The sequence below is a fragment of the Sphingomonas sp. J315 genome, assembly GCF_024666595.1.
Taxonomy (GTDB): Bacteria; Pseudomonadota; Alphaproteobacteria; order Sphingomonadales; family Sphingomonadaceae; genus Sphingomonas.
This window is the reverse complement of sequence record NZ_CP088296.1, coordinates 1,209,907-1,231,313: the sequence shown is the minus strand read 5'-3', so window position 1 is coordinate 1,231,313 and position 21,407 is coordinate 1,209,907. Positions and strand designations below refer to the sequence as shown.

23 protein-coding genes are annotated in these 21,407 nt (G+C 66.6%); 18 read left to right on the top strand and 5 right to left on the bottom strand.

Going from position 1 to position 21,407, the window contains the following annotated elements; translation table 11 throughout:
- Positions 1 to 159: 159 nt before the first annotated feature.
- Entirely contained in the window at positions 160 to 1,320 is a 1,161-nt protein-coding gene (locus tag LRS08_RS06355; protein ID WP_260481462.1) for a thiolase family protein, read from the top strand.
- Here the strand turns inward: LRS08_RS06355 and LRS08_RS06350 are convergent, their stop codons facing one another.
- Positions 1,321 to 2,304, bottom strand: coding sequence for a class II aldolase/adducin family protein (locus tag LRS08_RS06350; RefSeq protein ID WP_260481461.1), 984 nt, complete (start codon positions 2,302 to 2,304; stop codon positions 1,321 to 1,323).
- Between LRS08_RS06350 and LRS08_RS06345 the strand changes: the two genes are divergently transcribed.
- From LRS08_RS06345 to LRS08_RS06335, 3 genes are read left to right on the top strand one after another with little or no spacing between them, the layout of a single operon-like run.
- Positions 2,197 to 3,240 (top strand): glycerol dehydrogenase, encoded by a 1,044-nt coding sequence (locus LRS08_RS06345; protein ID WP_260481460.1) that lies wholly within the window; start codon positions 2,197 to 2,199, stop codon positions 3,238 to 3,240. The genes LRS08_RS06350 and LRS08_RS06345 overlap by 108 nt on opposite strands.
- Positions 3,237 to 4,310, top strand: coding sequence for an NADH:flavin oxidoreductase/NADH oxidase (locus LRS08_RS06340; RefSeq protein WP_257844464.1), 1,074 nt, complete (start codon positions 3,237 to 3,239; stop codon positions 4,308 to 4,310). Before LRS08_RS06345 ends, LRS08_RS06340 begins: the two co-directional genes overlap by 4 nt.
- Complete coding sequence (locus LRS08_RS06335; protein ID WP_066581605.1) at positions 4,307 to 4,939, top strand: nuclear transport factor 2 family protein; 633 nt, start codon at positions 4,307 to 4,309, stop codon at positions 4,937 to 4,939. The genes LRS08_RS06340 and LRS08_RS06335 overlap by 4 nt, the downstream gene beginning before the upstream one ends.
- On the opposite strand, the gene LRS08_RS06330 is transcribed toward LRS08_RS06335, so the two are convergent.
- Positions 4,924 to 5,646 (bottom strand): SDR family NAD(P)-dependent oxidoreductase, encoded by a 723-nt coding sequence (locus LRS08_RS06330; RefSeq protein ID WP_257844466.1) that lies wholly within the window; start codon positions 5,644 to 5,646, stop codon positions 4,924 to 4,926. The two genes, LRS08_RS06335 and LRS08_RS06330, sit on opposite strands and share 16 nt — an antisense overlap.
- Before the next feature lie 184 nt (positions 5,647 to 5,830).
- Here LRS08_RS06330 and LRS08_RS06325 point away from each other — a divergent pair, with 184 nt between their 5' ends.
- Together LRS08_RS06325 and LRS08_RS06320 are read left to right on the top strand one after the other, a co-directional pair.
- On the top strand, positions 5,831 to 6,331 hold the full coding sequence (locus LRS08_RS06325; protein ID WP_066581594.1) for a 2,4'-dihydroxyacetophenone dioxygenase family protein: 501 nt from the start codon (positions 5,831 to 5,833) through the stop codon (positions 6,329 to 6,331).
- Between the two features lie 12 nt (positions 6,332 to 6,343).
- Complete coding sequence (locus LRS08_RS06320) at positions 6,344 to 7,405, top strand: CaiB/BaiF CoA transferase family protein (RefSeq protein ID WP_260481459.1); 1,062 nt, start codon at positions 6,344 to 6,346, stop codon at positions 7,403 to 7,405.
- 24 nt (positions 7,406 to 7,429) lie between these two features.
- Here the strand turns inward: LRS08_RS06320 and LRS08_RS06315 are convergent, their stop codons facing one another.
- Together LRS08_RS06315 and LRS08_RS06310 are read right to left on the bottom strand one after the other, a co-directional pair.
- A complete protein-coding gene (locus LRS08_RS06315; RefSeq protein WP_257844468.1) occupies positions 7,430 to 8,359 on the bottom strand; it encodes an electron transfer flavoprotein subunit alpha/FixB family protein in 930 nt (309 codons plus the stop codon).
- Positions 8,356 to 9,105 carry an electron transfer flavoprotein subunit beta/FixA family protein gene (locus tag LRS08_RS06310; RefSeq protein ID WP_257844469.1) on the bottom strand — a complete coding sequence of 250 codons (750 nt, stop codon included), beginning with the start codon at positions 9,103 to 9,105 and terminating at the stop codon, positions 8,356 to 8,358. Before LRS08_RS06310 ends, LRS08_RS06315 begins: the two co-directional genes overlap by 4 nt.
- 170 nt (positions 9,106 to 9,275) lie before the next feature.
- Between LRS08_RS06310 and LRS08_RS06305 the strand changes: the two genes are divergently transcribed.
- The 12 genes from LRS08_RS06305 to rlxS all read left to right on the top strand — a co-directional run bounded on the left by LRS08_RS06305 (position 9,276) and on the right by rlxS (position 20,372).
- Positions 9,276 to 10,061, top strand: coding sequence for an enoyl-CoA hydratase-related protein (locus LRS08_RS06305; RefSeq protein ID WP_257844470.1), 786 nt, complete (start codon positions 9,276 to 9,278; stop codon positions 10,059 to 10,061).
- Positions 10,062 to 10,095: 34 nt separating this feature from the next.
- A complete protein-coding gene (gene bktB / locus LRS08_RS06300; RefSeq protein ID WP_075150250.1) occupies positions 10,096 to 11,277 on the top strand; it encodes a beta-ketothiolase BktB in 1,182 nt (393 codons plus the stop codon).
- Between the two features lie 423 nt (positions 11,278 to 11,700).
- A complete protein-coding gene (locus LRS08_RS06295) occupies positions 11,701 to 12,648 on the top strand; it encodes an ArdC family protein (protein WP_257844471.1) in 948 nt (315 codons plus the stop codon).
- Complete coding sequence (locus LRS08_RS06290) at positions 12,645 to 13,091, top strand: DUF2958 domain-containing protein (RefSeq protein WP_257844472.1); 447 nt, start codon at positions 12,645 to 12,647, stop codon at positions 13,089 to 13,091. Before LRS08_RS06295 ends, LRS08_RS06290 begins: the two co-directional genes overlap by 4 nt.
- A 74-nt stretch (positions 13,092 to 13,165) precedes the next feature.
- Positions 13,166 to 14,911, top strand: coding sequence for a ParB/RepB/Spo0J family partition protein (locus LRS08_RS06285; RefSeq protein ID WP_257844473.1), 1,746 nt, complete (start codon positions 13,166 to 13,168; stop codon positions 14,909 to 14,911).
- 73 nt (positions 14,912 to 14,984) lie between these two features.
- On the top strand, positions 14,985 to 15,107 hold the full coding sequence (locus tag LRS08_RS06280; protein ID WP_257787067.1) for a hypothetical protein: 123 nt from the start codon (positions 14,985 to 14,987) through the stop codon (positions 15,105 to 15,107).
- A 408-nt stretch (positions 15,108 to 15,515) separates the two neighbouring features.
- Positions 15,516 to 15,836, top strand: a complete 321-nt coding sequence (locus tag LRS08_RS06275; RefSeq protein ID WP_066581897.1) for a DUF736 domain-containing protein — start codon at positions 15,516 to 15,518, stop codon at positions 15,834 to 15,836.
- 146 nt (positions 15,837 to 15,982) lie between these two features.
- Positions 15,983 to 16,210, top strand: a complete 228-nt coding sequence (locus tag LRS08_RS06270; protein WP_066581896.1) for a helix-turn-helix domain-containing protein — start codon at positions 15,983 to 15,985, stop codon at positions 16,208 to 16,210.
- Positions 16,203 to 16,700 (top strand): S26 family signal peptidase, encoded by a 498-nt coding sequence (locus LRS08_RS06265; protein ID WP_257844474.1) that lies wholly within the window; start codon positions 16,203 to 16,205, stop codon positions 16,698 to 16,700. Before LRS08_RS06270 ends, LRS08_RS06265 begins: the two co-directional genes overlap by 8 nt.
- The gene (locus tag LRS08_RS06260; protein WP_257844475.1) at positions 16,688 to 17,287 is read left to right on the top strand and encodes a lytic transglycosylase domain-containing protein; all 600 of its coding nucleotides are present in this window, start codon (positions 16,688 to 16,690) and stop codon (positions 17,285 to 17,287) included. Before LRS08_RS06265 ends, LRS08_RS06260 begins: the two co-directional genes overlap by 13 nt.
- 433 nt (positions 17,288 to 17,720) lie before the next feature.
- Positions 17,721 to 18,080, top strand: a complete 360-nt coding sequence (locus LRS08_RS06255) for a hypothetical protein (RefSeq protein ID WP_257844476.1) — start codon at positions 17,721 to 17,723, stop codon at positions 18,078 to 18,080.
- A 309-nt stretch (positions 18,081 to 18,389) separates the two neighbouring features.
- A complete protein-coding gene (gene rlxS / locus LRS08_RS06250; RefSeq protein WP_257844477.1) occupies positions 18,390 to 20,372 on the top strand; it encodes a relaxase/mobilization nuclease RlxS in 1,983 nt (660 codons plus the stop codon).
- 188 nt (positions 20,373 to 20,560) lie between these two features.
- Here the strand turns inward: rlxS and LRS08_RS06245 are convergent, their stop codons facing one another.
- Positions 20,561 to 21,265: an SDR family NAD(P)-dependent oxidoreductase gene (locus tag LRS08_RS06245; RefSeq protein ID WP_260481458.1), complete on the bottom strand. Its 705-nt coding sequence runs from the start codon at positions 21,263 to 21,265 to the stop codon at positions 20,561 to 20,563.
- Between the last annotated feature and the right edge of the window lie 142 nt (positions 21,266 to 21,407).

Here is a 21,407-nt window from a genome sequence, read left to right as displayed (position 1 = left end):
CGGGACTTAACGCATCGATGCCGCATCGCCAGCCGACATGGCATAGAGCGCACATACTTGCGCAATCGGCGCGCGACTTGAAACCTACACCTTGTCGGCTTTAGGGCTGTGAGCAACGTCGAGATACGCCCAGAGGAATTGGATTCCATGCCATCAGCCGTGATCGTTAGCGCAGCGCGCACCGCCGTCGCCACCGCCCGCAAGGGAACGCTCGCCAATACCAGTGCGGAGACATTGGCGCTGGCCGTGCTCAAGGAAGTCGTGGCGCGTTCGGGCGTCGCGCCGGACAGGGTAGACGATGTGATCCTTGCCGAATCGCTCTATGGCGGCGGCGCGGTCGCGCGGCATGCCGCTGTCGAGGCCGGTATGACAAAGGCCGGGGGGATGGCGCTCAACCGGCATTGCGCGGGGAGCCTGACTTCGGTCGGCCTTGCCGCAGCTCAGGTCATGTCGGGGATGGAAACATTCATCGTTGCGGGCGGGGTGATGTCGATCTCGACCGCGCCGAAGATGCAGCGCAGGGTGCCCGGTACGGAGGACGTCCAGGATTTCTGGATGCCGCCGACTCACCCGGACAGCCCGGAGGCACCCAATCTCGACATGTCGATCACGGTCGGCTGGAACACCGCCCGGGCGGCGGGGCTGACGCGCGAGGAACAGGATGCCTGGGCGGTCCGCTCGCACCAGCGTGCGATTGCCGCGATCGACGCGGGATATTTCAACCAGCAGATCGTACCCGTCCAGGCATTGATGCCGGATGGCTCGACCGTGGCGTTCAAGGTCGATGAGCATCCCCGCCGCGATTCGACCATCGAGAAACTCGCCACGCTGAAAGTGCTGCATCCCGAAATCGAGGGCTTCTCGATTACCGCAGGCAATTCGAGCGGCGTCAATGATGCGGCATCGGCGATGATGGTGACCACCGACGCGGTTGCCGCGGCCCAAGGTCTCGGGGTGATGGCAAAGATTCGTGCCTGGACCTCGGTCGGCGTCGATCCGGCGAAGACCGGACTTGGCGTTCTCGATGTCATCCCCAAGCTGCTGTCGCGAGCCGGGGTGGATCAGTCCGACGTGGCGTTGTGGGAGATCAACGAGGCGTTCGCCTCGGTCCCGCTGGCAGCGTCGCGGATGCTCGGCATCGATGACGAGACGATCAATATCTCGGGTAGCGGATGCTCCATCGGCCATCCGGTCGCGGCGTCGGGCGGGCGGATGCTGATCACGCTGATCCATGATCTCAAGCGTCGCGGCGGGGGGCTCGGTGTCGCGGCGATGTGTGCCGGCGGCGGTCAGGCGGGCGCCGTCCTCATCGAGGTCTGATCAGTCCCGGTAGCGTGGATCGGCCCGGTCGAGCTGCCGCAGCAGCGCGGGCCATTCGCGACCGCCATCGGTCGAGACCTCCGCACTCCCCGTTTTCGGGGCGAATAGCTGCGCGGTGCGCTGCTGGCTTTCCGCGCTCGGCATGACCGGGGCGCCGCCCGCCAGCGCTGCTACCTGGATCTGGCACGCCGTCTCCAGCCGCTGCATCAGCAGGAACGCTTCCGGGATCGATCGGCCGACGGTCAGCAGTCCGTGATTGCGCAGGATCAGCGCGTCGTTGGCGCCGAGCGCAGCGATCAAACGGACCCGCTCGCCCTCGTCGATCGCCGGCCCTTCGAAATCATGATAGCCGGTGCGGCCGAGAAAGCGCAGTGCGGTCTGGCTGATCGGCATCAGCCCCTGCGGCATGCACGAAACCGCGACGCCCGCACGGGTGTGCGTATGAATGACCGCCTGCACATCGGGCCGGGCCGAATGCACTGCGCTGTGGATGACATAACCCGCCCGGTTTATCCCATAGTCCGTATCGCCCGCGTCGAGGACATTGCCCTCGATGTCGATCCGCACCAGTGAACTGGCGGTAATCTCTTCATACAGCAGCCCGAACGGGTTGATCAGCAGATCCTCCGTATCCGGGATGCGCGCCGTGATGTGATTGAAGATCAGATCCGTCATCCCGTAGCGCGCGATCAGGCGATAGCAGGCGGCAAGGGCGATCCGGGTGTCGCGTTCGATCGGGTTCATGCCCGATGTTTTGCGCCGATCCGCCCGAACCAACAATCGCGGATGGGATGCTTTCGTTTGAACCTTTCGCACGGGCATGTGCTGGGGCAATTTCGGCGGATGATCAGGATCTTTGGCGGGCCGACCCGCTATGTGCAGGGCCCAGGCGCCATCGGCGAACTCGGCACGCTTACGGAACGGCTGACAAAGCGGCCTTTGCTGGTGGTCGATGCCGATGTGCTGCCCTTCGTCGAGGCGCAACTCTCGACCGCCTTTACCGGGCGTCCCAGCATCACGCTCGCCTTTCGCGGCGAGGTCACTCACGCCGCCATCGACCTGCTGGTCGAACAGGCCGGCGACGCGGATTGCGTGATCGGCATCGGCGGGGGCAAGGGACTTGATGCGGCCAAGGGGGTGGCATTCAAGCTGGGCCTCCCGTTCATTGCCGTGCCTTCGATCGCGTCCAACGACTCGCCCACGGGCCGCTCGATGGCGATCTATAATGACGAGCATGTGCTGGTCGCGATCGAGACGATCCCCGACAGTCCGTTGCTGGTCGTCACCGACACGCAATTGATCGCGAATGCGCCCGCACGCTTCCTGCGGACGGGCATGGGCGACGCGCTTGCCAAGAAGTTCGAGGCGGAGCGCGCGGTGGCCGATGGCGCGAGCAACTTCTTCGGAACACGCCAGTTGCGCACGGCATTGGCGATTGCCGATGCCTGTTATCAGACGCTGCGCGAACATGGCGTAGCGGCGATGGCGGCAGCCGAACGGCACGAGCCCGATGAGGCGTTCGAGGCGGTGGTCGAGGCGAATGTTCTGATGGCGGGGCTCGCCTGGGAGAGCGGCGGCCTGTCCTACGCCCATGCTGTCGTACGCGGGCTGGTCAAGGCGCGTGGCGCCGCCAGCGCACCGCATGGCGACCATGTCGGCTATGCGACGCTGGTTCAGCTTGCCATCGAGGGACGCGATGACGGGTTTATCCTCGACGTGATCGGCTTCAACCGAAGCGTCGGTCTGCCTGCCTCGTTGGCGGAGCTGGACATGGGATCACCGACGCCGGATGAAATCGCCGAAATCGCGCGGTTGACGACAATCGGGCCCAAGGGCGGCCGCATCATCGTGAATGCTGACCCCGGCCAGATCGCAGACGCCATCAAGCGGATCGAGCAACTGGCGACCCGGGAGTCGTGACGGCATCGCTCTTTACGCCGTTCACCCTTCGCGGCGTTTCGATGCGCAATCGCATTGGCGTGTCGCCCATGTGCCAATATTCCGCAACCGACGGGCTGGCGAACGCCTGGCACCTCACCCATCTGGCCAGCCGCGCGGTCGGTGGCGCAGGACTGGTGGTCACCGAAGCCGCCGCGGTGACCCCGGAAGGCCGGATCAGCCCGGCCGATCTTGGCCTATGGTCCGATCGGCACAGGGAGGCGTTGCGGCCCGTTGCCGCCGCGCTTGCAGCCGCCGGCGCAATCCCTGGAATCCAGCTCGCCCATTCAGGACGCAAGGGCAGCACTCAGGTGCCATGGCTTGGCCGCGAGGCGGTGCCGCTCGAAGCAGGGGGGTGGAGGGCCGGGAGTGCGACCGCGGCGCCGTTCTCGGCCAGGTCAGCGCCAACCTATGCGCTCGATACCCCGGCTATTGCGGCGATCGTCGATGGCTTTGGCGCAGCCGCGCGCCGGGCCGTTGCTGCAGGATTCCGCTGGGTCGAATGCCATTTTGCGCACGGCTACCTGGTCCATTCCTTCCTGTCCCCGCTCGTCAATGACCGCACCGACGACTATGGCGGCAGCTTCGAGGGACGGGCGCAGCTGGCATTGGAGATCGTCCGGGCCGTCCGCGCCGCGGTGCCGGAAGATGTCCCGGTCGCGGTGCGGCTGTCCTGCGTCGACTGGACTCCCGGCGGCTGGACACTCGACGAGTCGATTCGCCTTGGCCGGCTGCTCGGTGAAGCCGGAGCCGACCTGATCGATTGTTCGAGCGGGTCCGCGATACCCGGTGATGCCCCGCCGGACGGGCCGGCGGTCCAGCGGGATTTCGCGCGCGTCATTCGGGCCCGGACGGGGATGCCGACCGCAGCGGTGGGCGGAATTGTAACGGCTGAGGAAGCCGAGGCGCTCGTCGCGAATGGGGCCGCCGATATCGTCCTGCTCGCGCGCGCCATGCTTCGCGATCCCTATTGGGCGCTGCATGCGGCCCGAGCCTTGGGCGAAACGCCGTCATGGCCGCCACAATATGCGCGCGCGATGGGGACCGGATGACCGACGACATCACCGCAAGGCTCGGGCGGATCGAGGCGATCGAAGCGATTCGGCAACTGGCGTTCGGCTATGCACTGTGCGTCGATGCGCGCGATCTCGATGCGCTGGTCTCGCTCTATGTCGATGACGTTCGGGTGGGCGAGGGCAAGCAGGGACGACCGGCACTGCGCGAAACCTTCGACGCGGCATTGCGCCAGTTCACCACCAGCGCACACCATGTGACCAATCACCTGATCGAACTGCTCGGCCCCGACGACGCCATCGGGCTGGTGAGTTGCCGGATCGAGCATGAAGTCGGCCCCGATTGGGTGACGGCAAGCCTGCTCTATCATGACCGCTATGCGCGGCGGAACGGCATATGGTTGTTTCGCGGGCGGGTGCAGGCCCGGCTCTATGCGACGGCGCAGGACGATCCGCCGGTGGGGCCGGCCAAGATGCGTTGGCCGGGCGCGCCGGTTGCGGAAACCGGCTTCTACGACCCCTTGCCGTCCTGGGCCGAATATTGGGATGGCGGGACGCGAACGGCATGGAACGGAGAGGGCGCGGATCTGCTCGTTTCCCGCCTGCGGCGCGGCACCCGCCTGCCGCCGCCGCCGCGCTACATCTTCCGGGATCAGACGGAGGAATAGCCCCCATCCACCGGCAATACGACGCCGGTGATGAAGCTCGCTTTGTCCGAACAGAGGAATGCCACCGCATCGGCAATATGGCGTGGCTCGCCCCAGCGGCGCATCGGCGTGCGGCCGATGACGCGCTCGCGCAGCGCAGGGTCGATCTGACGGTCGGTCAGCGGCGTGACGATCCAGCCCGGTGCGACGGCGTTCACGCGAATGCGCTGTTCGGCCCAGGCGATCGCAAGGCTCTTGGTCAGCAATGCAACGCCGCCCTTGCTCGCCGCATAGCCTGGCGCAGTACCGCTGCCGAAGAGGCTCATCATCGATGCGATGTTGACGATCGCGCCGCCGCGTACGGCCAGGGCCGGGCGAAACGCGCGGCAGCAGCGCATCGTACCGGTGAGGTTGACGTCCAGCACATGCTGAAATGCCTCCTCCTCGAACGCCGCGTGGCCGCGTGCGGTCGTGCCCGCGCAATTGACGAGGAAGTCGATTCCACCGGTGTCTGCGGCAAAGGCGCGGACCGCGGCGTCATCGCTGACGTCCAGCGGCTTCATGGCGATTCCGGCAAAGCCCGCTTCGCCGGTCCGGGCATCGACCTCGGCCTGATCATATCCGGTGGCGACGACCTCCGCGCCCGCGGCGTGCAGCGCCTGCGAGATCGCACCCCCGATACCGCCGATACCGCCAGTCACCACCGCGCGTTTGCCCGTGAAGTCCATTTCGCCGTCTCCTTTCCTCTGGTGGATAGTCAGAGACGGGGTGCCATGACAGGGCAAGGCCAGCACATGGGTGATGACTGGCCGTCGGCCGTCCCAGCCATTGACCCTGCGCTACCCCAGGCCGATGAAAGCGTGGACAGGGGCCGCGCCCTCGCGTGTTCCAATTTTGAAGCGGAGCTGCACTATGGCGTCGATCGCCAAGGATTTCCGGCCGGAAGGAATGGCCGCCAATTTTCTGCCCAAAGACCTGGTGGTCAAGATTCCGGAGGATCTGAGCAAATGGGTCCGGCGTCCGGCCGGGCATTATTATTGCCCGATCATGTTCGACACCTCCGCCGGCATTACCGTCAACGTGCTTCACTATCCCAATCCCGGCGTGATCGGACGGCACGTACATGACGGTCCTGTCTTCTCCTACACGATGGAGGGAAGCTGGTATTATCCCGAGCACGACTGGGTCGCGGAGAAGGGATCGTTCGTCTGGGAACCGCCGGGCGAGCATCACACGCTGACCGTCAAGGAATCGATGACGGCGCTCTATGTCATGCATGGCGGCCTGACCTTGCTCGACGAGAATGAGAAGCCGATCGGCTTCGACAATTGCCTTACCCTGCTAGGCTTCTGTGCCGAATGGTATCGCGAGCAGGGTTATGACGACGACTATATCAAGCAATTCATTCGCTGAGCTGCGGCGCGAATGACCACTCGCCCGCTGGATGGCATCCGGGTCGTCGAATTCGAAGGTCTGGGACCCGGACCGACTTGCGGGATGATATTGGCCGATTTCGGGGCCGAGGTCGTTCGCATCTCACGGCCGGATTACGCGCAATGGGCTGACCCGGTCACCTCGCGCGGCAAGGGGCTGCTTGCCGTTGACCTCAAGGATCCCGCCGGGATGACGCAGGTTCGCGAGGCGATCGGGTTGGCCGACGTGCTGATCGATCCGTTCCGGCCGGGCGTCATGGAGCGGCTGGGTCTCGGCCCGGATGATCTGCTGCAAAGCCGTGCTCGCCTCATCTACGCGCGATTGACGGGCTGGGGGCAAACGGGGCCGCTTTCGCAGCGTGCCGGCCATGATATCAATTATCTGGCGCTGTCGGGCGCGTTGGACGGGATCGGCCGTCCGGGCGAAGTGCCGACACCGCCGCTCAACCTGATCGGCGATATGGGCGGCGGCGCGGCGCTGGCTGCCTTTGGTATCTGCGCCGCATTGTTCGAGCGAGAGCGCTCCGGGCTGGGGCAAGTGATCGACGCGGCGATCGTCGATGGCACGAGCATGCTGATGGCAATGTTCCACGGCATGCAAATCCCGCTGACGCGCCAGGACTCGCCGCTCGGCGGGACACAGCCTTGGTATGACTGCTATGCCTGTTCCGACGGGCGACACATCGCAATTGGCGCGCTGGAGCCGCAATTCTGGGACAATCTGGCCGAAGCGATCGAGCTGCCGCAGCAATTGCGCGATCGCCAGCGCGTTCCCGCAGACGTGATCCGGGGGGCACTGACGGCGATCTTTGCGACGCGAACGCGTGACGATTGGGACAATCGATTATCGCAGCTCGATGCGTGTGCGACGCCGGTCCTGTCTGTCGACGAAGCCATGGCGCATGCCCAGGCGCTGGATCGTAACCGGTATTGCGAACGCGGTGGGATTGCCCAGCCTTCGCCCGCGCCGCGTCTGTCGCGAACCCCGGCGGCGCCATCGGCCGAGCGGGACGGGTGGGCAACGGTTGAGCGCTGGCGTACGGCGGGGAGCTAGTCCCGCCGTACGCCGACGCGACGCTCAGAGCTTCTCGGTCAGTTCCGGAACGATCTTGAACAGATCGCCGACCAAACCGAGATCCGCGACCTGGAAGATCGGCGCATCCTCGTCCTTGTTGATGGCGATGATGGTCTTTGAATCCTTCATGCCGGCAAGGTGCTGGATAGCGCCCGAAATGCCGATCGCGACATAGACTTCGGGGGCTACGATCTTGCCCGTCTGTCCGACCTGATAGTCGTTGGGAGCATAGCCCGCATCGACCGCCGCACGGCTGGCGCCAACCGCCGCGCCGAGCTTGTCGGCGAGTGGGTCGATCAGGCCGTGGAACTGCTCCGACGAGCCCAATGCGCGGCCGCCGGAGACGATCACCTTGGCGCTGGTCAGCTCCGGACGCTCCGATTTGGCGATTTCCGCGCCGACGAAGCTGGAGAGACCCGAATCGCCCTTGCCCGAAACCGCCTCGACACTTGCCGAGCCGCCCTCGGCCGCAGCCTTTTCGAACGCAGTGCCGCGCACGGTGAGGACCTTCTTGCCGTCGGCCGACTTGACGGTGGCGATCGCATTGCCGGCATAGATCGGGCGGGTGAAGGTGTCGGCGCTTTCGACCGACAGCACTTCGCTGATCTGCATGACGTCGAGCAAAGCGGCGACGCGCGGCGCGATGTTCTTGCCGGTGGTGGTGGCGGGCGCGACGAAGGCGTCGTAGCCGGCCATCAGATCGGCGACGAGCGGCGCGACATTCTCGGCCAGCGCATGACCGTAAGCGGCGTCATCCGCCAGCAGCACTTTCGAGACGCCGGCGATCTTCGCCGCGGCATCGGCCGCACCCTGCGCGCCCTGTCCCGCAACCAGCGCGACGACATCGCCCAGCTTGGTGCCGGCGGTGACGGCGGCAAGCGTCGCGTCCTTGACGCTTTCATTGTCGTGTTCGACCCAGACCAGAACGCTCATTTCGCAACTCCCAGCGCCTTGAGCTTGCCGACAAGCTCATCCACATCCGCAACCTTGACGCCGGCCTGGCGCTTGGCCGGCTCGGTGACGCTGACGACGGTGAGGCGCGGGGCCACATCGACGCCATAGTCGGCGGGGGCCTTCTGATCGAGCGGCTTGCTCTTCGCCTTCATGATGTTGGGCAGCGAGGCGTAGCGCGGCTCGTTCAGGCGAAGGTCGGTGGTGACGATCGCGGGAAGCTTGAGCTTCACCGTCTCCAGCCCGCCATCGACTTCTCGGGTCACGTCGACCTGCTCGCCGGCGATCTCGACCTTCGACGCGAACGTCCCCTGGCCCCAGCCGAGCAGCGCGCCCAGCATCTGGCCGGTCTGGTTGTTGTCGTCGTCGATCGCCTGCTTGCCCAGGATGATCAGGCCCGGCGCTTCGGCCTCGGCGACCTTCGCCAGCAGCTTGGCGACGCCCAGCGGCTCGACCTTGTCTTCGGCGACAATCAGGATCGCGCGGTCGGCACCCATCGCCAGCGCGGTGCGCAGCGTTTCCTGCGCCTTCTGCTCGCCGATCGAGACCACGACGATCTCGGTCGCCGCACCCTTTTCCTTGAGGCGAATCGCCTCTTCGACGGCGATTTCGTCGAACGGGTTCATGCTCATCTTGACGTTGGCGAGGTCGACCCCCGTTCCATCCGCCTTCACCCGCGGCTTCACGTTATAGTCAAGCACACGCTTGACCGGCACCAATATCTTCATTCCGTTTCTCCGACCGCCTCGAGGCCTTGGATTGCATCGCGCGCCATGCGGAAATGGCGGCTCCCCCGTCAATGCGAACGCCGGTTTGATCAGGAGGGTGATGGCGAAGGGGCGAAGCTTGCCGCGGGCAGCCTGGGCCTTCTAGCAGCAGTCGCGCCAAAGGAGTTTCCATGACTGAATCGCCGTCCGTTATCTGGCAGATTGACGAAGGCGTGGCGATCGTGCGGCTGAACCGCCCCGAACGGCTCAATGCCCTGACGCTCGAGATGCTCGATCGCCTTCGCTACACGCTTGACGAAGTCGTGGCCGCGGGCGCGCGCGCGATCCTGGTGACCGGCGAGGGCCGTGCCTTCTGCTCGGGGGCCGATCTTGCTTCAAGCGAGGACGGGCTGACCGAGCGCGACTTGGGCGATGCGGTGCGGGCTCACTATAATCCGTTGACCCAGACCTTCGCCGCGCTGCAGGTGCCGGTCGTAACCGCGGTGAATGGCGCAGCGGCGGGGGCGGGCGTTTCGATCGCGCTTTCGGGCGACATCGTGGTCGCAGCGCGTTCTTCCTATCTGCTGCTCGCCTTCGCCAATATCGGACTGGTCCCCGATGCCGGCGCAACCTGGCTGATCGGCAAGTCGGCGGGACGGCTCAAGCTCCTCGAAATGGCATTGCTCGGCGAACGGTTGGGCGCCGATGCGGCGCTCGATGCCGGGTTGGTGACGCGGGTGGCAGACGACGATGCATTGCTGGAGACGGCGATGGCGCTCGCGCGCAAGCTCGCCGCGATGCCGACAGTCGCGCTGGGACTGATCCGCACACAGGCGGCGGTCGCGCTCAGCGGCACGCTCTCCGATCTGCTCGAGGTTGAAGCCGCCCATCAGGGACGCGCCGCCGACACGAGCGATTTCCGCGAAGGGGTCGCCGCTTTCCTCGACAAGCGCAAACCCAGTTTCACGGGGCAATGATCCCCCAATCCCCGGCTACTCAAGGAAATCCATCATGTCTGACGTTCTCATCCTCTCCGGCGTCCGTACCGCGATCGGCGACTTTGGCGGTGCCCTGAAGAACGTGCCCGCGGCGGATCTGGGCGCGCTGGTGATCGGCGAGGCGATTGCGCGTGCGGGTATCGCAGCCGATGCGGTCGGGCATGTGGTGATGGGCAATGTGATCCCTTCTACGCCCAGCGACGCCTATCTGGCGCGCGTCGCGGCGGTGCGCGCGGGCGTGCCGGTGGCGGTGCCCGCACTGACCGTGAACCGGCTGTGCGGATCGGGGCTACAGGCGATCATCTCCGCGGCACAGGGCATTGCGCTTGGTGAATGCGGCGTGGCGGTCGCGGGCGGCGCCGAGAATATGAGCCAGGCGCCGCATTATGTGGCCAGCGCGCGGTTCGGCCAGAAGATGGGCGACATCCAGATGCTCGACGCGCTTACCCGTACGCTGAGCGATCCGTTCGACCAGGTTCATATGGGGGTGACTGCGGAGAATGTCGCGGCGCAATGCGGCATCGATCGGGCGGCGCAGGACGAAGCCGCAGTCGAGAGCCATCGCCGCGGCGCGCGTGCGATCGCCGAGGGACGTTTCCGCGATCAGATCGTACCGGTCGAGATCAAGAGCCGCGGCGGCACCGTGATGTTCGATACCGACGAGCATGTCCGGGCCGAGGCGACGCTGGAGGATATGGCGAGGCTGCGCCCTGCCTTCCAGCGCGACGGAACGGTCACCGCGGGCAACGCTTCGGGAATCAACGATGGTGCTGCGGCGGTGGTGCTGGGCTCGCCCGAGGAAGCGCAGCGACTTGGGGCCAAGCCGCTCGCACGGATCCTGGGCTGGGGCCATGCCGGGGTGGAGCCCCGGGTGATGGGGCTTGGGCCGGTCGAGGCGGTGCCGATCGCACTGCGGCGCGCGGGCGTGACGCTCGACCGGATCGATGTGATCGAATCCAACGAAGCGTTCGCGGCGCAGGCATGCGCGGTATCGGCGCAGCTCGGGTTCGATCCCGAAAAGACGAACGTCAACGGATCCGGCATCTCGCTTGGCCACCCGGTCGGCGCAACCGGGGCGATCAATACCGTCAAGCTCCTCTATGAACTCCAGCGATCGGGCGGCCGCCTCGGCCTGGTTACGATGTGCATCGGCGGAGGGCAGGGCATCGCGCTGGTGATCGAGCGACTGGGCTGAATTTCAACCGGTCCAGTCCGCTCGCTTGCAGCTCCCCCAGACCGGCGCATCATCAGCGCCCCTGAAATGCCTTGCGCCCCGCCCGTGACCGGGCGGCCGCGTGCTATGGCTCGGCTGCGCCTTGCCACCGAGCCCCGGCGGGTCTCGGCCATGCGGTGACGCCCGCTGGCGCGAAGGCCCTGCGGGCCAGCGGTCGCCGCTTGCGCGGCGGCGTTGCGGGTGGCCCGCCGGCAGCGGGGATGGGCGACCGCTCGCAGCAAAGGCCGGTTCGGGCCGCCGGCAAGCCGGGCCCTGCCCGGCTGCTCCACTTCGTTCCGCCCCCTCGGGTGCCGGCGCCCCTTGGGGAACCGGCCTCCTTGCTCGCTCGCCGCCCACCCCCGCTGCCGGGGGCCATGCTGGTTTTGGGGCGGCGAGGAGGAGAAGATGCCCCGCCACCGCCCCGCAGGAGATGGGCCGCGCGCCAGCCTCTATGATGAGGTCACCCAGCGCATCGTCGCCGAACTCGAACAGGGCTGCGTTCCATGGGTTCAGCCATGGGACAGCGCCGCCGCCGGGCCTTCGCTGCCGCGCAATGCGCTGACCGCGCGCTGCTATTCGGGCGTCAATATCCTCATCCTCTGGGCGTCAGGCGTCGCGGGCGGTTTTTCCTCGCAAAGCTGGCTGACCTTCCGTCAGGCCCAACAGGCCGGAGGCTGTGTGCGCAAGGGCGAGCGCGGGACGGGCGTTGTCTTCGCCGACCGCTTCATTCCCCAAGCCGAGCTGGAACGCGCCACCCGCGACGGCGAGGCCGCCAAGGCCGTGCCGTTCCTCAAGCGCTTCACCGTCTTCAACGTCGCGCAATGCGACGGACTGCGCCCCGGTCTCGCCGACGATCCCGCGCCGCTGCCGCGCTGCGGGATCGCCCCGGTTGCAGAAGCCGTGATCGACGCGTCGCGCGCCGATTTCCGCGTCGGCGGCGCGCACGCCTTCTATGCGCCGGGCGAGGACTATGTGCAGGTGCCGCCGCACAGCGCCTTCGGCGATCCGATCAACTGGTATCGCACCGCGCTCCACGAACTCACCCACTGGACCGGGCACGGCTCACGCCTCGCGCGCGATCTTTCAGGGCCGTTCGCATCGGCGGCCTATGCGCGCGAGGAACTCGTCGCCGAAATGGGCGCGGCTTTTCTCTGCGCCCATCTCGGCATCCATCCGAGCGTGCGCCATGCCGACTATATCGCTGCGTGGCTCGCCGTGCTGCGCACCGACAATCGCGCCATCTTCCGCGCCGCCGCCGCAGCCTCGCGCGCCGCCGACTATCTGCTTGCACTGCTCGGCGAGGCCAAGGCGGCAGCGCTCGAAGTGGCGCAAGCGGACAGGATCGCGGCATGATCGCGCTCCCGCCCGACCTGCGCGCCGCGCTGCTGGCCAATGCCCGCGCCGCCGCCGCCAACCCCCATCTCGATCCAATGCCGCTGGTCAAGTTCTTCAATCCCATGGGCGCGGCGACATGGCTCGCAAGTGAACTCGATGCGGACGGCGACACGCTGTTCGGGTTGGTCGATCTCGGCTTTGGCTGCCCCGAACTCGGCAGCTTCAGTCTCGCCGAGATCGCCAGCGTGAAGCTCCCCTATGGCCTTACCATCGAGCGCGATCTCAGCTTTGCGACCCGGTTCAGCCTCTCGATCTGGGCCGACTGGTCGCGCCGCGCCGGATCGATCCTCTGGGCGGAGACCCTGCTCCGCCGTGTCGAGATGAGCGTGCCGCCCGGCACCGACCCGCTTCCGCCCCATGCCAACGATCCGGCTCCGCCGGACCGCCGCAAGGGCGGCTGACGCTGGCGGCCGTCCGCCGCCGAACATGAGCCGGTCCCCGGCAAGCCCGGGACCCGCACCCAAGGAGACGACCGATGAAACTCGACTTCATTGCGCTCGACAGGCTGGCAGTCAGCCCGCTCAACATGCGCCACGGCAAGAAACCGCCTGACATATCGGACATCCTCCCGACCGTGCTCAAGCGCGGCATCATCCAGCCGATGATCGTCCGCCCCGAGGGCGGGGAAGGCCGGTTCGGCGTCGTCGCCGGGGCGCGGCGGCTGCACGCCGCGCAACTTGCCGCGCAGCAGACCGGCCATACCGATCCGCTACCCTGCGCGATTCTTGAAGAAGGCGACGACGCCGACGCCATCGAGGCCTCGCTGATCGAGAATGTCGCACGCCGCGATCCCGACGAGGTCACCCAATGGGAAAGCTTCGTGAAGCTGGTCAAGCAAGGCCGCGATCCCGAAGCGATCGGCGTGACCTTCGGTATCCCCGAAGCGGGCGTGCGGCGCATCCTTGCCCTTGGCAATCTGCTCCCGCGCATCCGCAACCTCTACCGCGCCGAAGAGATCGACCGCGCCACGATCCGCCACCTGACCATGGCCTCCAAGAAGCAGCAAAGCGCATGGCTTGCGCTGCTCGATGATCCGCACGCCTATGCCCCGACCGGCCATCAGCTCAAGTCATGGCTGCTCGGCGGGCACTCGATCCGGACCAGCCATGCGCTGTTCGCGCTCGACGAGTATAAGGGACCGATCATCGCCGACCTGTTCGGCGAGGACAGCTATTTCGGGGATAGCGCCGCCTTCTGGACGCTCCAGAACGCGGCCATCGAACGGGTCCGGCAAAGCGCGCTCGATGATGGCTGGCACGAGGTGGTGGTGATGCCGCGCGACACCAGCTTTCATAGCTGGGAGCATGAGAAGACGCCCAAGGCCAAGGGCGGGCGCGTCTATGTCGAGGTGCGCGAGAGCGGCGAGGTCGCGATCCATATCGGTTACCTGACGCGCAAGGAAGCGCGCGCCCGCGAACGCGGCGAACCCGCTATGACCGCCGCCAAGCCCGCACGACCCGAGGTCACCAGCGCGCTCAACGACTATGTCGATCTCCATCGCCACGCCGCCGTGCGCGCCGCGCTGACCGCGCATCCCGGTGTCGCGCTGCGCCTGCTCGTGGCGCACGCCATTATCGGTTCGCCGCTTTGGCGCGTGCGGCCCGAACCGCAGGCCAGCGCGAACGAGGCGGTCTGTGCCAGCGTCGCCGCCGCGCGCGGCGAAGCCGTGTTCGGCGAGCGGCGCCGAGCGGTGCTGGCGCTGCTCGATCTCGATCCCGAGCGCTCGACCCTGACCGACGGCAATGGCGACGATGCCGCGCTCGCGGCGCTGTTCGCTCGCCTGCTCGACCTCCCCGACCCGGCGCTGCTCGATGTCGCAGCGGTGGTGATAGGCGAGAGCCTGCACGCCGGAAGCGCCGCCGTCGAGGCAGCGGGGGCAAGGATCGGTGTCACCATGGCCGACTGGTGGCAGGCCGACGACACGCTGTTCGAGCTGATCCGCGACAAGGAGGTCATGCACGGAATCGTCGGCGAGATTGCCGGACCCGCGACCGCGAGCGCCAATATGGACGAGAAGCTCAAGACCCTGAAGCGCATCGCTCGCGACCATCTCGACGGCACCGGCAGCCGCAAACGGCACGAGGGCTGGGTGCCGCGCTGGATGGCGTTCCCGCCCGCCACCTATACCGCGCGCGGCGGTGTCCGTGCGGTCACCGCCCATGCAACGCTCGCCGGCGCGTGCGCCCCCGAAGCCGGTCCGGCGCTCGCCATCGCTGCCTGACCGGCGCGGCGGCGCGGTCTCCCGCCGCGCCGCCGCACTTTCCTACATCGCCGCGATCTGCTCCAATCGGGCGGTGAAACGGCGTTCCGGCTCGCGGGCCTTCGCGCTCGCGCTCGAATATTGGCTGCTCGCCGCGCTGCTCGCAGGCGCGTTCCTGGCTGGTGTCTGGGGCGGCCTGCGCACGCTCATCGGCTGACCATCGCCCCTGAATCACCGCGCGCAGAAGGCACGAAAGGCTGCGCCGATGGGCGGCTATGAGCAAGCGGATCCGGGACCACAGGCCCGCGATTGCGCGCCGTTGCCGCGATAGCAGGGCGGGGGTGCGCGCCATGCGAGGGTTCGAACCGCGCGCCGCCCGCGGTCCAGTCCGGGCCTGACGTGCTTGGCTGGCAGCGCCGCGCCTGCCCGAAACCATCGCCCCGGCGCTTATTTCCCCGGCGGGCTGTGCCCGCCTCCTCGCGGCCGCTTCGCTGCAAATAAGCGCTGGGGCTCCGGTCCTCCGCTCGCGCTCCGGCCGTGCCGGTTCGGTCCGCCGCTCGATCCGCTGCCTTGTGCCGCACATCGCCCCGGATGGTCCGCGGGCGAGACGCAAGGAGTATGAACCATGCCTGCAATCGGACACGTCACCCGCACCAGCGACGGCTTCAAGGGCCAGCTCAAGACCATCTCGGTTCGCGCCGAGATCGAGATCGTCGCCAACCGCAGCCGCACCAGCGAGGCGCAGCCCGACTATCGCGTCTTCTGCGGCGGCACCGAGGTCGGCGGCGGCTGGGTCCGCACCGGCGAGCGCTCGGGCAAGGACTATGTCTCGCTCAGCCTCGCCGCGCCCGAGTTCGGGCCGCGCACCCTCTACGCCAATCTCGGCCGCGCCGCAGGGCAGGACGATCCCGATGCGTTCGCGATCATCTGGAACCCGGCCGACTGACCTCGCTCCCGCCCGCGCCGGCAAGCCCGGCGCGGGCGGGGCTCGATTTTGCGGGGGAGGGTTTTCGAGCCTCCCGCAGAGCCGCGCCGATCCGCATCCCTTGCCGCACCGCGCGGCGCCCCGCCGCGCCAGCCAGCGAGGCAAGGATGCAGGACGAGGATGCGAATGACCGGGCAGCGCGCGCGGCGCGCGGATCGCCCTTTCTCACGCCCCAGCAGGCCGCGCACTTCCTCGGCCTCTCGGTGCGTACGCTCCAGGAATATCGCTCGGCGGGCACCGGGCCGCGCTACCGGCGTCACTCGCGCCATATCCGCTACCATATCGACGACCTCGAGCATTGGTCGCGGCAGGTCGCGGAAGCCGGCGATGCGTAAGCGCAGCCTGCTCGCGCTTGGCGTACTGGTCGCGGGGCTGGGGGCGACGCTGGTCTTCGATCTGCCGCCCTTGCTGATATGGAATCCGAGCGCCAGCGCGCCGGTCGGGCTCTACGCCGTTCTACCCGGCGTGCACCTGAAGCGCGGCGACTTCGCGCTGGCATGGCCACCGCGCGCAGCGCGCGAACTCGCCGCACGTCGCCACTATTTGCCGCGCAACGTGCCGTTGGTGAAGCGCGTCGCCGCGCTCGATGGCGACCGTATCTGCGCCCGCGGCGTCCGGATCATGGTCGGTCAGCGCATCGTTGCGCGGCGGCACGCAGTCGACGCCCATGGCCGCCCGCTGCCCGCCTGGCAGGGCTGCCGCATGCTGACGGACGGCGAGGTCCTGTTGTTGATGCCGCACCCCGACTCGTTCGACGGACGCTATTTCGGGGCGACGCAGCGCGCGCAGGTGATCGGCAAGGCGGTGCCGCTATGGGTGCGCTAAGCCACGCGATGAGCGCGCTGGCGCTGCTCGGCGCACAGGCACCCGCCGAGGATCGCGTGACCCGCTGGGCACCGCTGATCGAAATGGCCGCACGGCGCTGCGTCGTGCCTGCGTCATGGATCGCGCAGGTGATGGGTGCCGAATCCGGTGGCCGGACGCAGCTGCGCGGGAGCCCGATCGTCTCACCCAAGGGGGCGATGGGTCTCATGCAGCTGATGCCCGGAACCTGGGCCGAGTTGCGCGCCGCCCATGGGCTCGGCAGCGATCCGCATGACCCCCATGACAATATCGTCGCCGGGGCCTGCTACCTTAAACGCATGCATGACCGGTTCGGCTATCCCGGCTTGTTCGCTGCCTATAATGCCGGGCCAGCGCGCTACGCCGCCTATCTCGCCGGACGCGCGCGACTGCCCCGCGAGACGCGCGACTATCTTGCGCGGGTGTCGGGAACGAGCACCGCGCCGCCGCCTGCGCGCCAGCCTTCCAGTGCGCTCTTCTTCACGCTGGGCCATGCCAATGACACCCCGATCTTCGTGCGTCGCAGGCCAGCGCAAGTGGCCCGTCGCGCGGATCAACCGGAACACTGAGACGATGCGGGGCAGTTCAAGCAACGATGGTGTTTCGGGTTTCGCGATGGTATTATTCGCTACCCCGGTCTGGTGACGCGGTAACGCCCACCCACCTCTGAGAACGCTCTTGGGATGGCCGGGGGACCATTCTTCGAACCTGACGATCATCAGCGCATGAGCTCATGTGTCATCTGGTGTGCCGCCGAGGCACGCGATGCCATCGGTCCGACCTTGCGGGCGGGTAGGAAGCTGTCTCGGCTCTTCCCATGATGACGGGCGCCGCGGCGGCTGTGCAAGGCCGGCGGCCCCTCCAATTTGCTTCGCAAATCGGTTCCTCCGCCGCCGCTCCGCGGCGCGCCGGCATGCGCCGGCGCGGCCCTGACAGCCGCCGCGCCGCCCGCCCGCAGGCGACCTGTCCTCGTGGTGAGGACGGGATCGCAAGGAGGTTGTCATGGGCATGTTCGAGCAGGTTTCAGTGGCATCGGATCGCGTGATCGAGGCACTGGTCGCAGGGCTCGAAATCGAGTTCGGACGCGGCGCAGGGGAGGCGCTGGCGCAGCGATTTCTGACGGCGGAGGAGGTGGATTTCTGTTGGGAATCCCGCCTCGCGGAACGCTGGCTCGGCTATTATGGACGCGGGGAAGACGAGCGGGATATCGAGCTCGATCGGGTACGGATCGTCGGATTTCTGGATGGCAAATGGTTCGTCGCGACGATGATCGTGGACGGCGATGGCATTGCGCACGGCATGACCGGGCGGCGCGAGTTCATGGCCGAAGGCGAGGCACTGGCTGCATATACGGATGCATGAAGCGGCCGGTTTTTCATGGGGATGGTGCCGGGGTGGGCGCCGTCCCTCTTTTTGCCCTTGGCTTGAGCTCGGGGCGTGGAGGGAGTGGGGAGGCGCGGAAGGCAAGATAGAGAAGCTACGGCACCGTTGGTTGCCGTAAGCTATTGTCTGCACATCCATATTTCAGGCGCAGAAACAGTGCTGCTCCGCCGAAGCCAGTGCCAGTGCGCCGGAAAGTGGCGGAATTCTGAGGTGTCTGGCGGCACCGATTTCCAACTGCAGGGCATGGACGCATGGTTGGGCTCCCGCTTCCCTTTCCTGGCTCCGCACATGCCCAGCGATGATGATTTCAAACCCGAACTTGGCCGCTTGCGGAGCAGGGGCGGGCAGCCGCGCGCGCGCAAGTTCCTCTCCCGTGTTCTTGCTGCTGCGAACCTCGCTCGCGGTGGAGGTGCCGCGCGTTCGCGCAGGACCGGTTTTACCGGCAGCCGGATCGGCCGCGGCGCCGGTGTCGGACGTGTCCTTTCCGCGCGTGATCGCTATGCGGCGTTTCGGCAGCGGCGGGTCATCGTCAAGGCGCGGCTCGTGTCGCTCAAGGGCAGGGGGTTCGATGGCGCCAAGGCACACCTCCGCTATGTCGAACGCGATGGTACGACGCGCGAGGGCGGGCGGGGTGAACTTTATGGCGCCGAAAGCGACAAGGTCGATCGTGGCGCCTGGCTCGAGCAGGGAAGGGATGACCGCCATCAGTTCCGCTTCATCGTCAGTCCCGAGGATGGCGCCGAATATGAAGACCTCAGGCCGCTGACGCGGCGGCTGATGGCGCGCATGGAGGAGGATCTCGGCACCCGGCTCGATTGGGTGGCGGTCGATCATTACAATACTGGCCGTCCCCACACCCACATCATCCTGCGCGGGAAGGACGAGCGCGGGCAGGATCTGATCATTGCGCGCGACTATATCAGCCATGGCCTGCGCGAGCGGGCGTGCGAGCTGGTCGACCTCGATCTTGGCCCGCGCAGCGACAACGCAATCGAACAGCGCCTCCGTGCCGAGATCGAGCAGCAACGGCTGACCAGCGTCGACCGCGCGCTGATCCGCGATGCCCAGGAGAATATCCTGGCCAGTGCGGAGGGGCGCGGTGCGTTCGATCAGACGATCCGCATGGGACGGCTGAAGACGCTCGAACGGCTTGGGCTCGCGAAACAGATTGGTTCGCATTGGCGTCTCGCGCCGGACCTTGCGGATACGCTGCGGCGCATGGGCGAGCGCGACGACATCATCCGCTCGATGCAGCGCGCCTATGCGGCGCGGGGCACTGCGCCAGCGCTTGCCGACCAGGTGATCTACGATCCGGCTGCGCCCGGCGCGCGTCCGCTGGTCGGTCGGATCGTCCATCGTGGGCTGTCCGACGAGATCGCCGATCGATATTACATCATCGTCGAGGCGACCGACGGGCGCTCGCACTATGTCGACATCGGTAAGGGCGAGAATGTCGAGAGCCATGCTCCTGGAGCGATCGTGCGCATATCGCCCGTCGAGGTTGGTATTCGCGCGTCCGATCAGACCGTGGCCGACGTCGCCGCGGCGAACGGCGGTCGCTATTCGATCGATGCGCATCTGCGCCACGATCCTGCGGCGACCGAGGCCTTTGCCGAAGCTCATGTCCGGCGGCTGGAGGCCATGCGTCGGCTGACCCGCAACATGGAACGCGATCCCGACGGAAGCTGGGTCATTGCGAGCGATCATCTCGACCGCGCCACCGCCTATGAAATCGCGCGTGCGAAAGATCAGCCCGTGACCGTCGAAACACTGTCGCCGCTGCCGCTCGAGAAACTGGTAGGCGCTGAGGCTGCGACGTGGCTCGATCGGGAACCCTTTGTGTCCTCTCCCGAGCCACTGCGTGACGCCGGGTTCGGGCATGATGCGCGCCAGGCCCAGATGCGGCGGCAGCAGTGGCTGGTGGCCGAAGGATTGGCGGAGGAGCGGGGAGGGCAATTTTCCTATTCGAGCGGGATGCTCGCGACGCTTCAGCGGCGCGAGCTGCTGCGTGTCGCGCAGGGCTTGTCGGAAGAGCTGGGATTGCCGTTCGCGGAGCCGAAGGTCGGCGAACGGATTGATGGGATCTATCGGCAATCGGTCGATGCTCTGAGCGGGCGCTACGCGTTGATCGAAAGGTCGCGCGATTTCACACTCGTGCCGTGGCGCCCGGTACTGGATCGCCATGCCGGTAAAGCCGTGTCGGGTATCATGCGCGATACCGGGGTCAGCTGGACACTGGGACGGCAGCGCAGCGGGCCGAGTATTTCTTAGTCTGGCCGCTAACGGCCAGTCTGCTTTCTGACGTTAAAACGAAGGATGGGACGTCGCCCGCTTGTCAGTTTGTGCATAATCCAAGGCCTCGTGCCTTGCATTCCATAAGTACCTTCTCGACGAGGAAGTCGATCAGACGGCAGCATTTGTTCGGCTTGACGCACATTATGGCGTGCCCTCCGCCTCGCTCATTTCCCTGGCTCTACATCTAAGCGACCAACCTGCTCGCGGCTTTTGAGATCGAGTACCGGGCCGGGGAAACACTCGGGGTCCGCGACGATCGCGCATACATGCCGGCCGACTTCGATGTCGGTCACCCAATCGGGCTGGGCGCGGTCGCGCTTGCTTTGGCCGTTGACCATTGAGACGATAATGAGTTCGCGGATCGCAACGCCTTCGCGCTGCTCGCGAGCAAGTCCGCGATACAGCATTCGCTGGGCTGCCTGCATTACCGAGAGCGGCGCCATCTTCGGAATGATGAAATCGGCGGTGCCACCACCGATACCGAGGAAAACCCCATCTGCCGGCAGTCGGGGAATGAAGATTTGGGCGGCAATGAAGTGGCTGACCACGTTGGAGGCGAACAGCGCAGACAGTTCGTTCGGCTGCCACGCGGTAAGCGGACGAATTTCGTTGGGGGCGTTCACAGCGATGATGGCGGCGTCGATCGTGCCGAACGATGACGTTGCGCCAGCCCAAATGGCTTCAGCGCCGGCCTCCGTAGAAATATCGCCGACGATGGCGGCGATACCGGGATCGTCGCCGAACCGGGTCAGCTTGTCCGCAGAGCGGCCCACCGCCACAACACGCCAGCCGCAAGTACGGGCAGCGGCTACGATGCCCTGTCCGACATCACCCGCGGCACCCACGACCAAAATTGTCTTTTCAGCCACCTGCCAGCTCCCATTCCAACCACTCCTGTCTATGCGGAGAGGCAACCGGCTTCGAGGCGCCGGGAGGTTTCAGCGCATATGTGCTGAGGCAGTGCGCCTCCTGTGAGTGAACGATGTGCCGATATAGGTAGATATTTGATCT

Coding starts and splice junctions, on each gene's coding strand:
- LRS08_RS06275 (WP_066581897.1), top strand. CDS start 15,516: ATGCCTGCAATCGGACACGTCACCCGCACCAGCGACGGCTTCAAGGGC.
- LRS08_RS06265 (WP_257844474.1), top strand. CDS start 16,203: ATGCGTAAGCGCAGCCTGCTCGCGCTTGGCGTACTGGTCGCGGGGCTG.
- LRS08_RS06330 (WP_257844466.1), bottom strand. CDS start 5,646: ATGGACTTCACGGGCAAACGCGCGGTGGTGACTGGCGGTATCGGCGGT.
- LRS08_RS06290 (WP_257844472.1), top strand. CDS start 12,645: ATGATCGCGCTCCCGCCCGACCTGCGCGCCGCGCTGCTGGCCAATGCC.
- LRS08_RS06310 (WP_257844469.1), bottom strand. CDS start 9,105: ATGAAGATATTGGTGCCGGTCAAGCGTGTGCTTGACTATAACGTGAAG.
- LRS08_RS06285 (WP_257844473.1), top strand. CDS start 13,166: ATGAAACTCGACTTCATTGCGCTCGACAGGCTGGCAGTCAGCCCGCTC.
- bktB (WP_075150250.1), top strand. CDS start 10,096: ATGTCTGACGTTCTCATCCTCTCCGGCGTCCGTACCGCGATCGGCGAC.
- LRS08_RS06325 (WP_066581594.1), top strand. CDS start 5,831: ATGGCGTCGATCGCCAAGGATTTCCGGCCGGAAGGAATGGCCGCCAAT.
- LRS08_RS06255 (WP_257844476.1), top strand. CDS start 17,721: ATGGGCATGTTCGAGCAGGTTTCAGTGGCATCGGATCGCGTGATCGAG.
- LRS08_RS06320 (WP_260481459.1), top strand. CDS start 6,344: ATGACCACTCGCCCGCTGGATGGCATCCGGGTCGTCGAATTCGAAGGT.
- LRS08_RS06315 (WP_257844468.1), bottom strand. CDS start 8,359: ATGAGCGTTCTGGTCTGGGTCGAACACGACAATGAAAGCGTCAAGGAC.
- LRS08_RS06335 (WP_066581605.1), top strand. CDS start 4,307: ATGACCGACGACATCACCGCAAGGCTCGGGCGGATCGAGGCGATCGAA.
- LRS08_RS06260 (WP_257844475.1), top strand. CDS start 16,688: ATGGGTGCGCTAAGCCACGCGATGAGCGCGCTGGCGCTGCTCGGCGCA.
- LRS08_RS06270 (WP_066581896.1), top strand. CDS start 15,983: ATGCAGGACGAGGATGCGAATGACCGGGCAGCGCGCGCGGCGCGCGGA.
- LRS08_RS06305 (WP_257844470.1), top strand. CDS start 9,276: ATGACTGAATCGCCGTCCGTTATCTGGCAGATTGACGAAGGCGTGGCG.
- LRS08_RS06295 (WP_257844471.1), top strand. CDS start 11,701: ATGCCCCGCCACCGCCCCGCAGGAGATGGGCCGCGCGCCAGCCTCTAT.
- rlxS (WP_257844477.1), top strand. CDS start 18,390: ATGCCCAGCGATGATGATTTCAAACCCGAACTTGGCCGCTTGCGGAGC.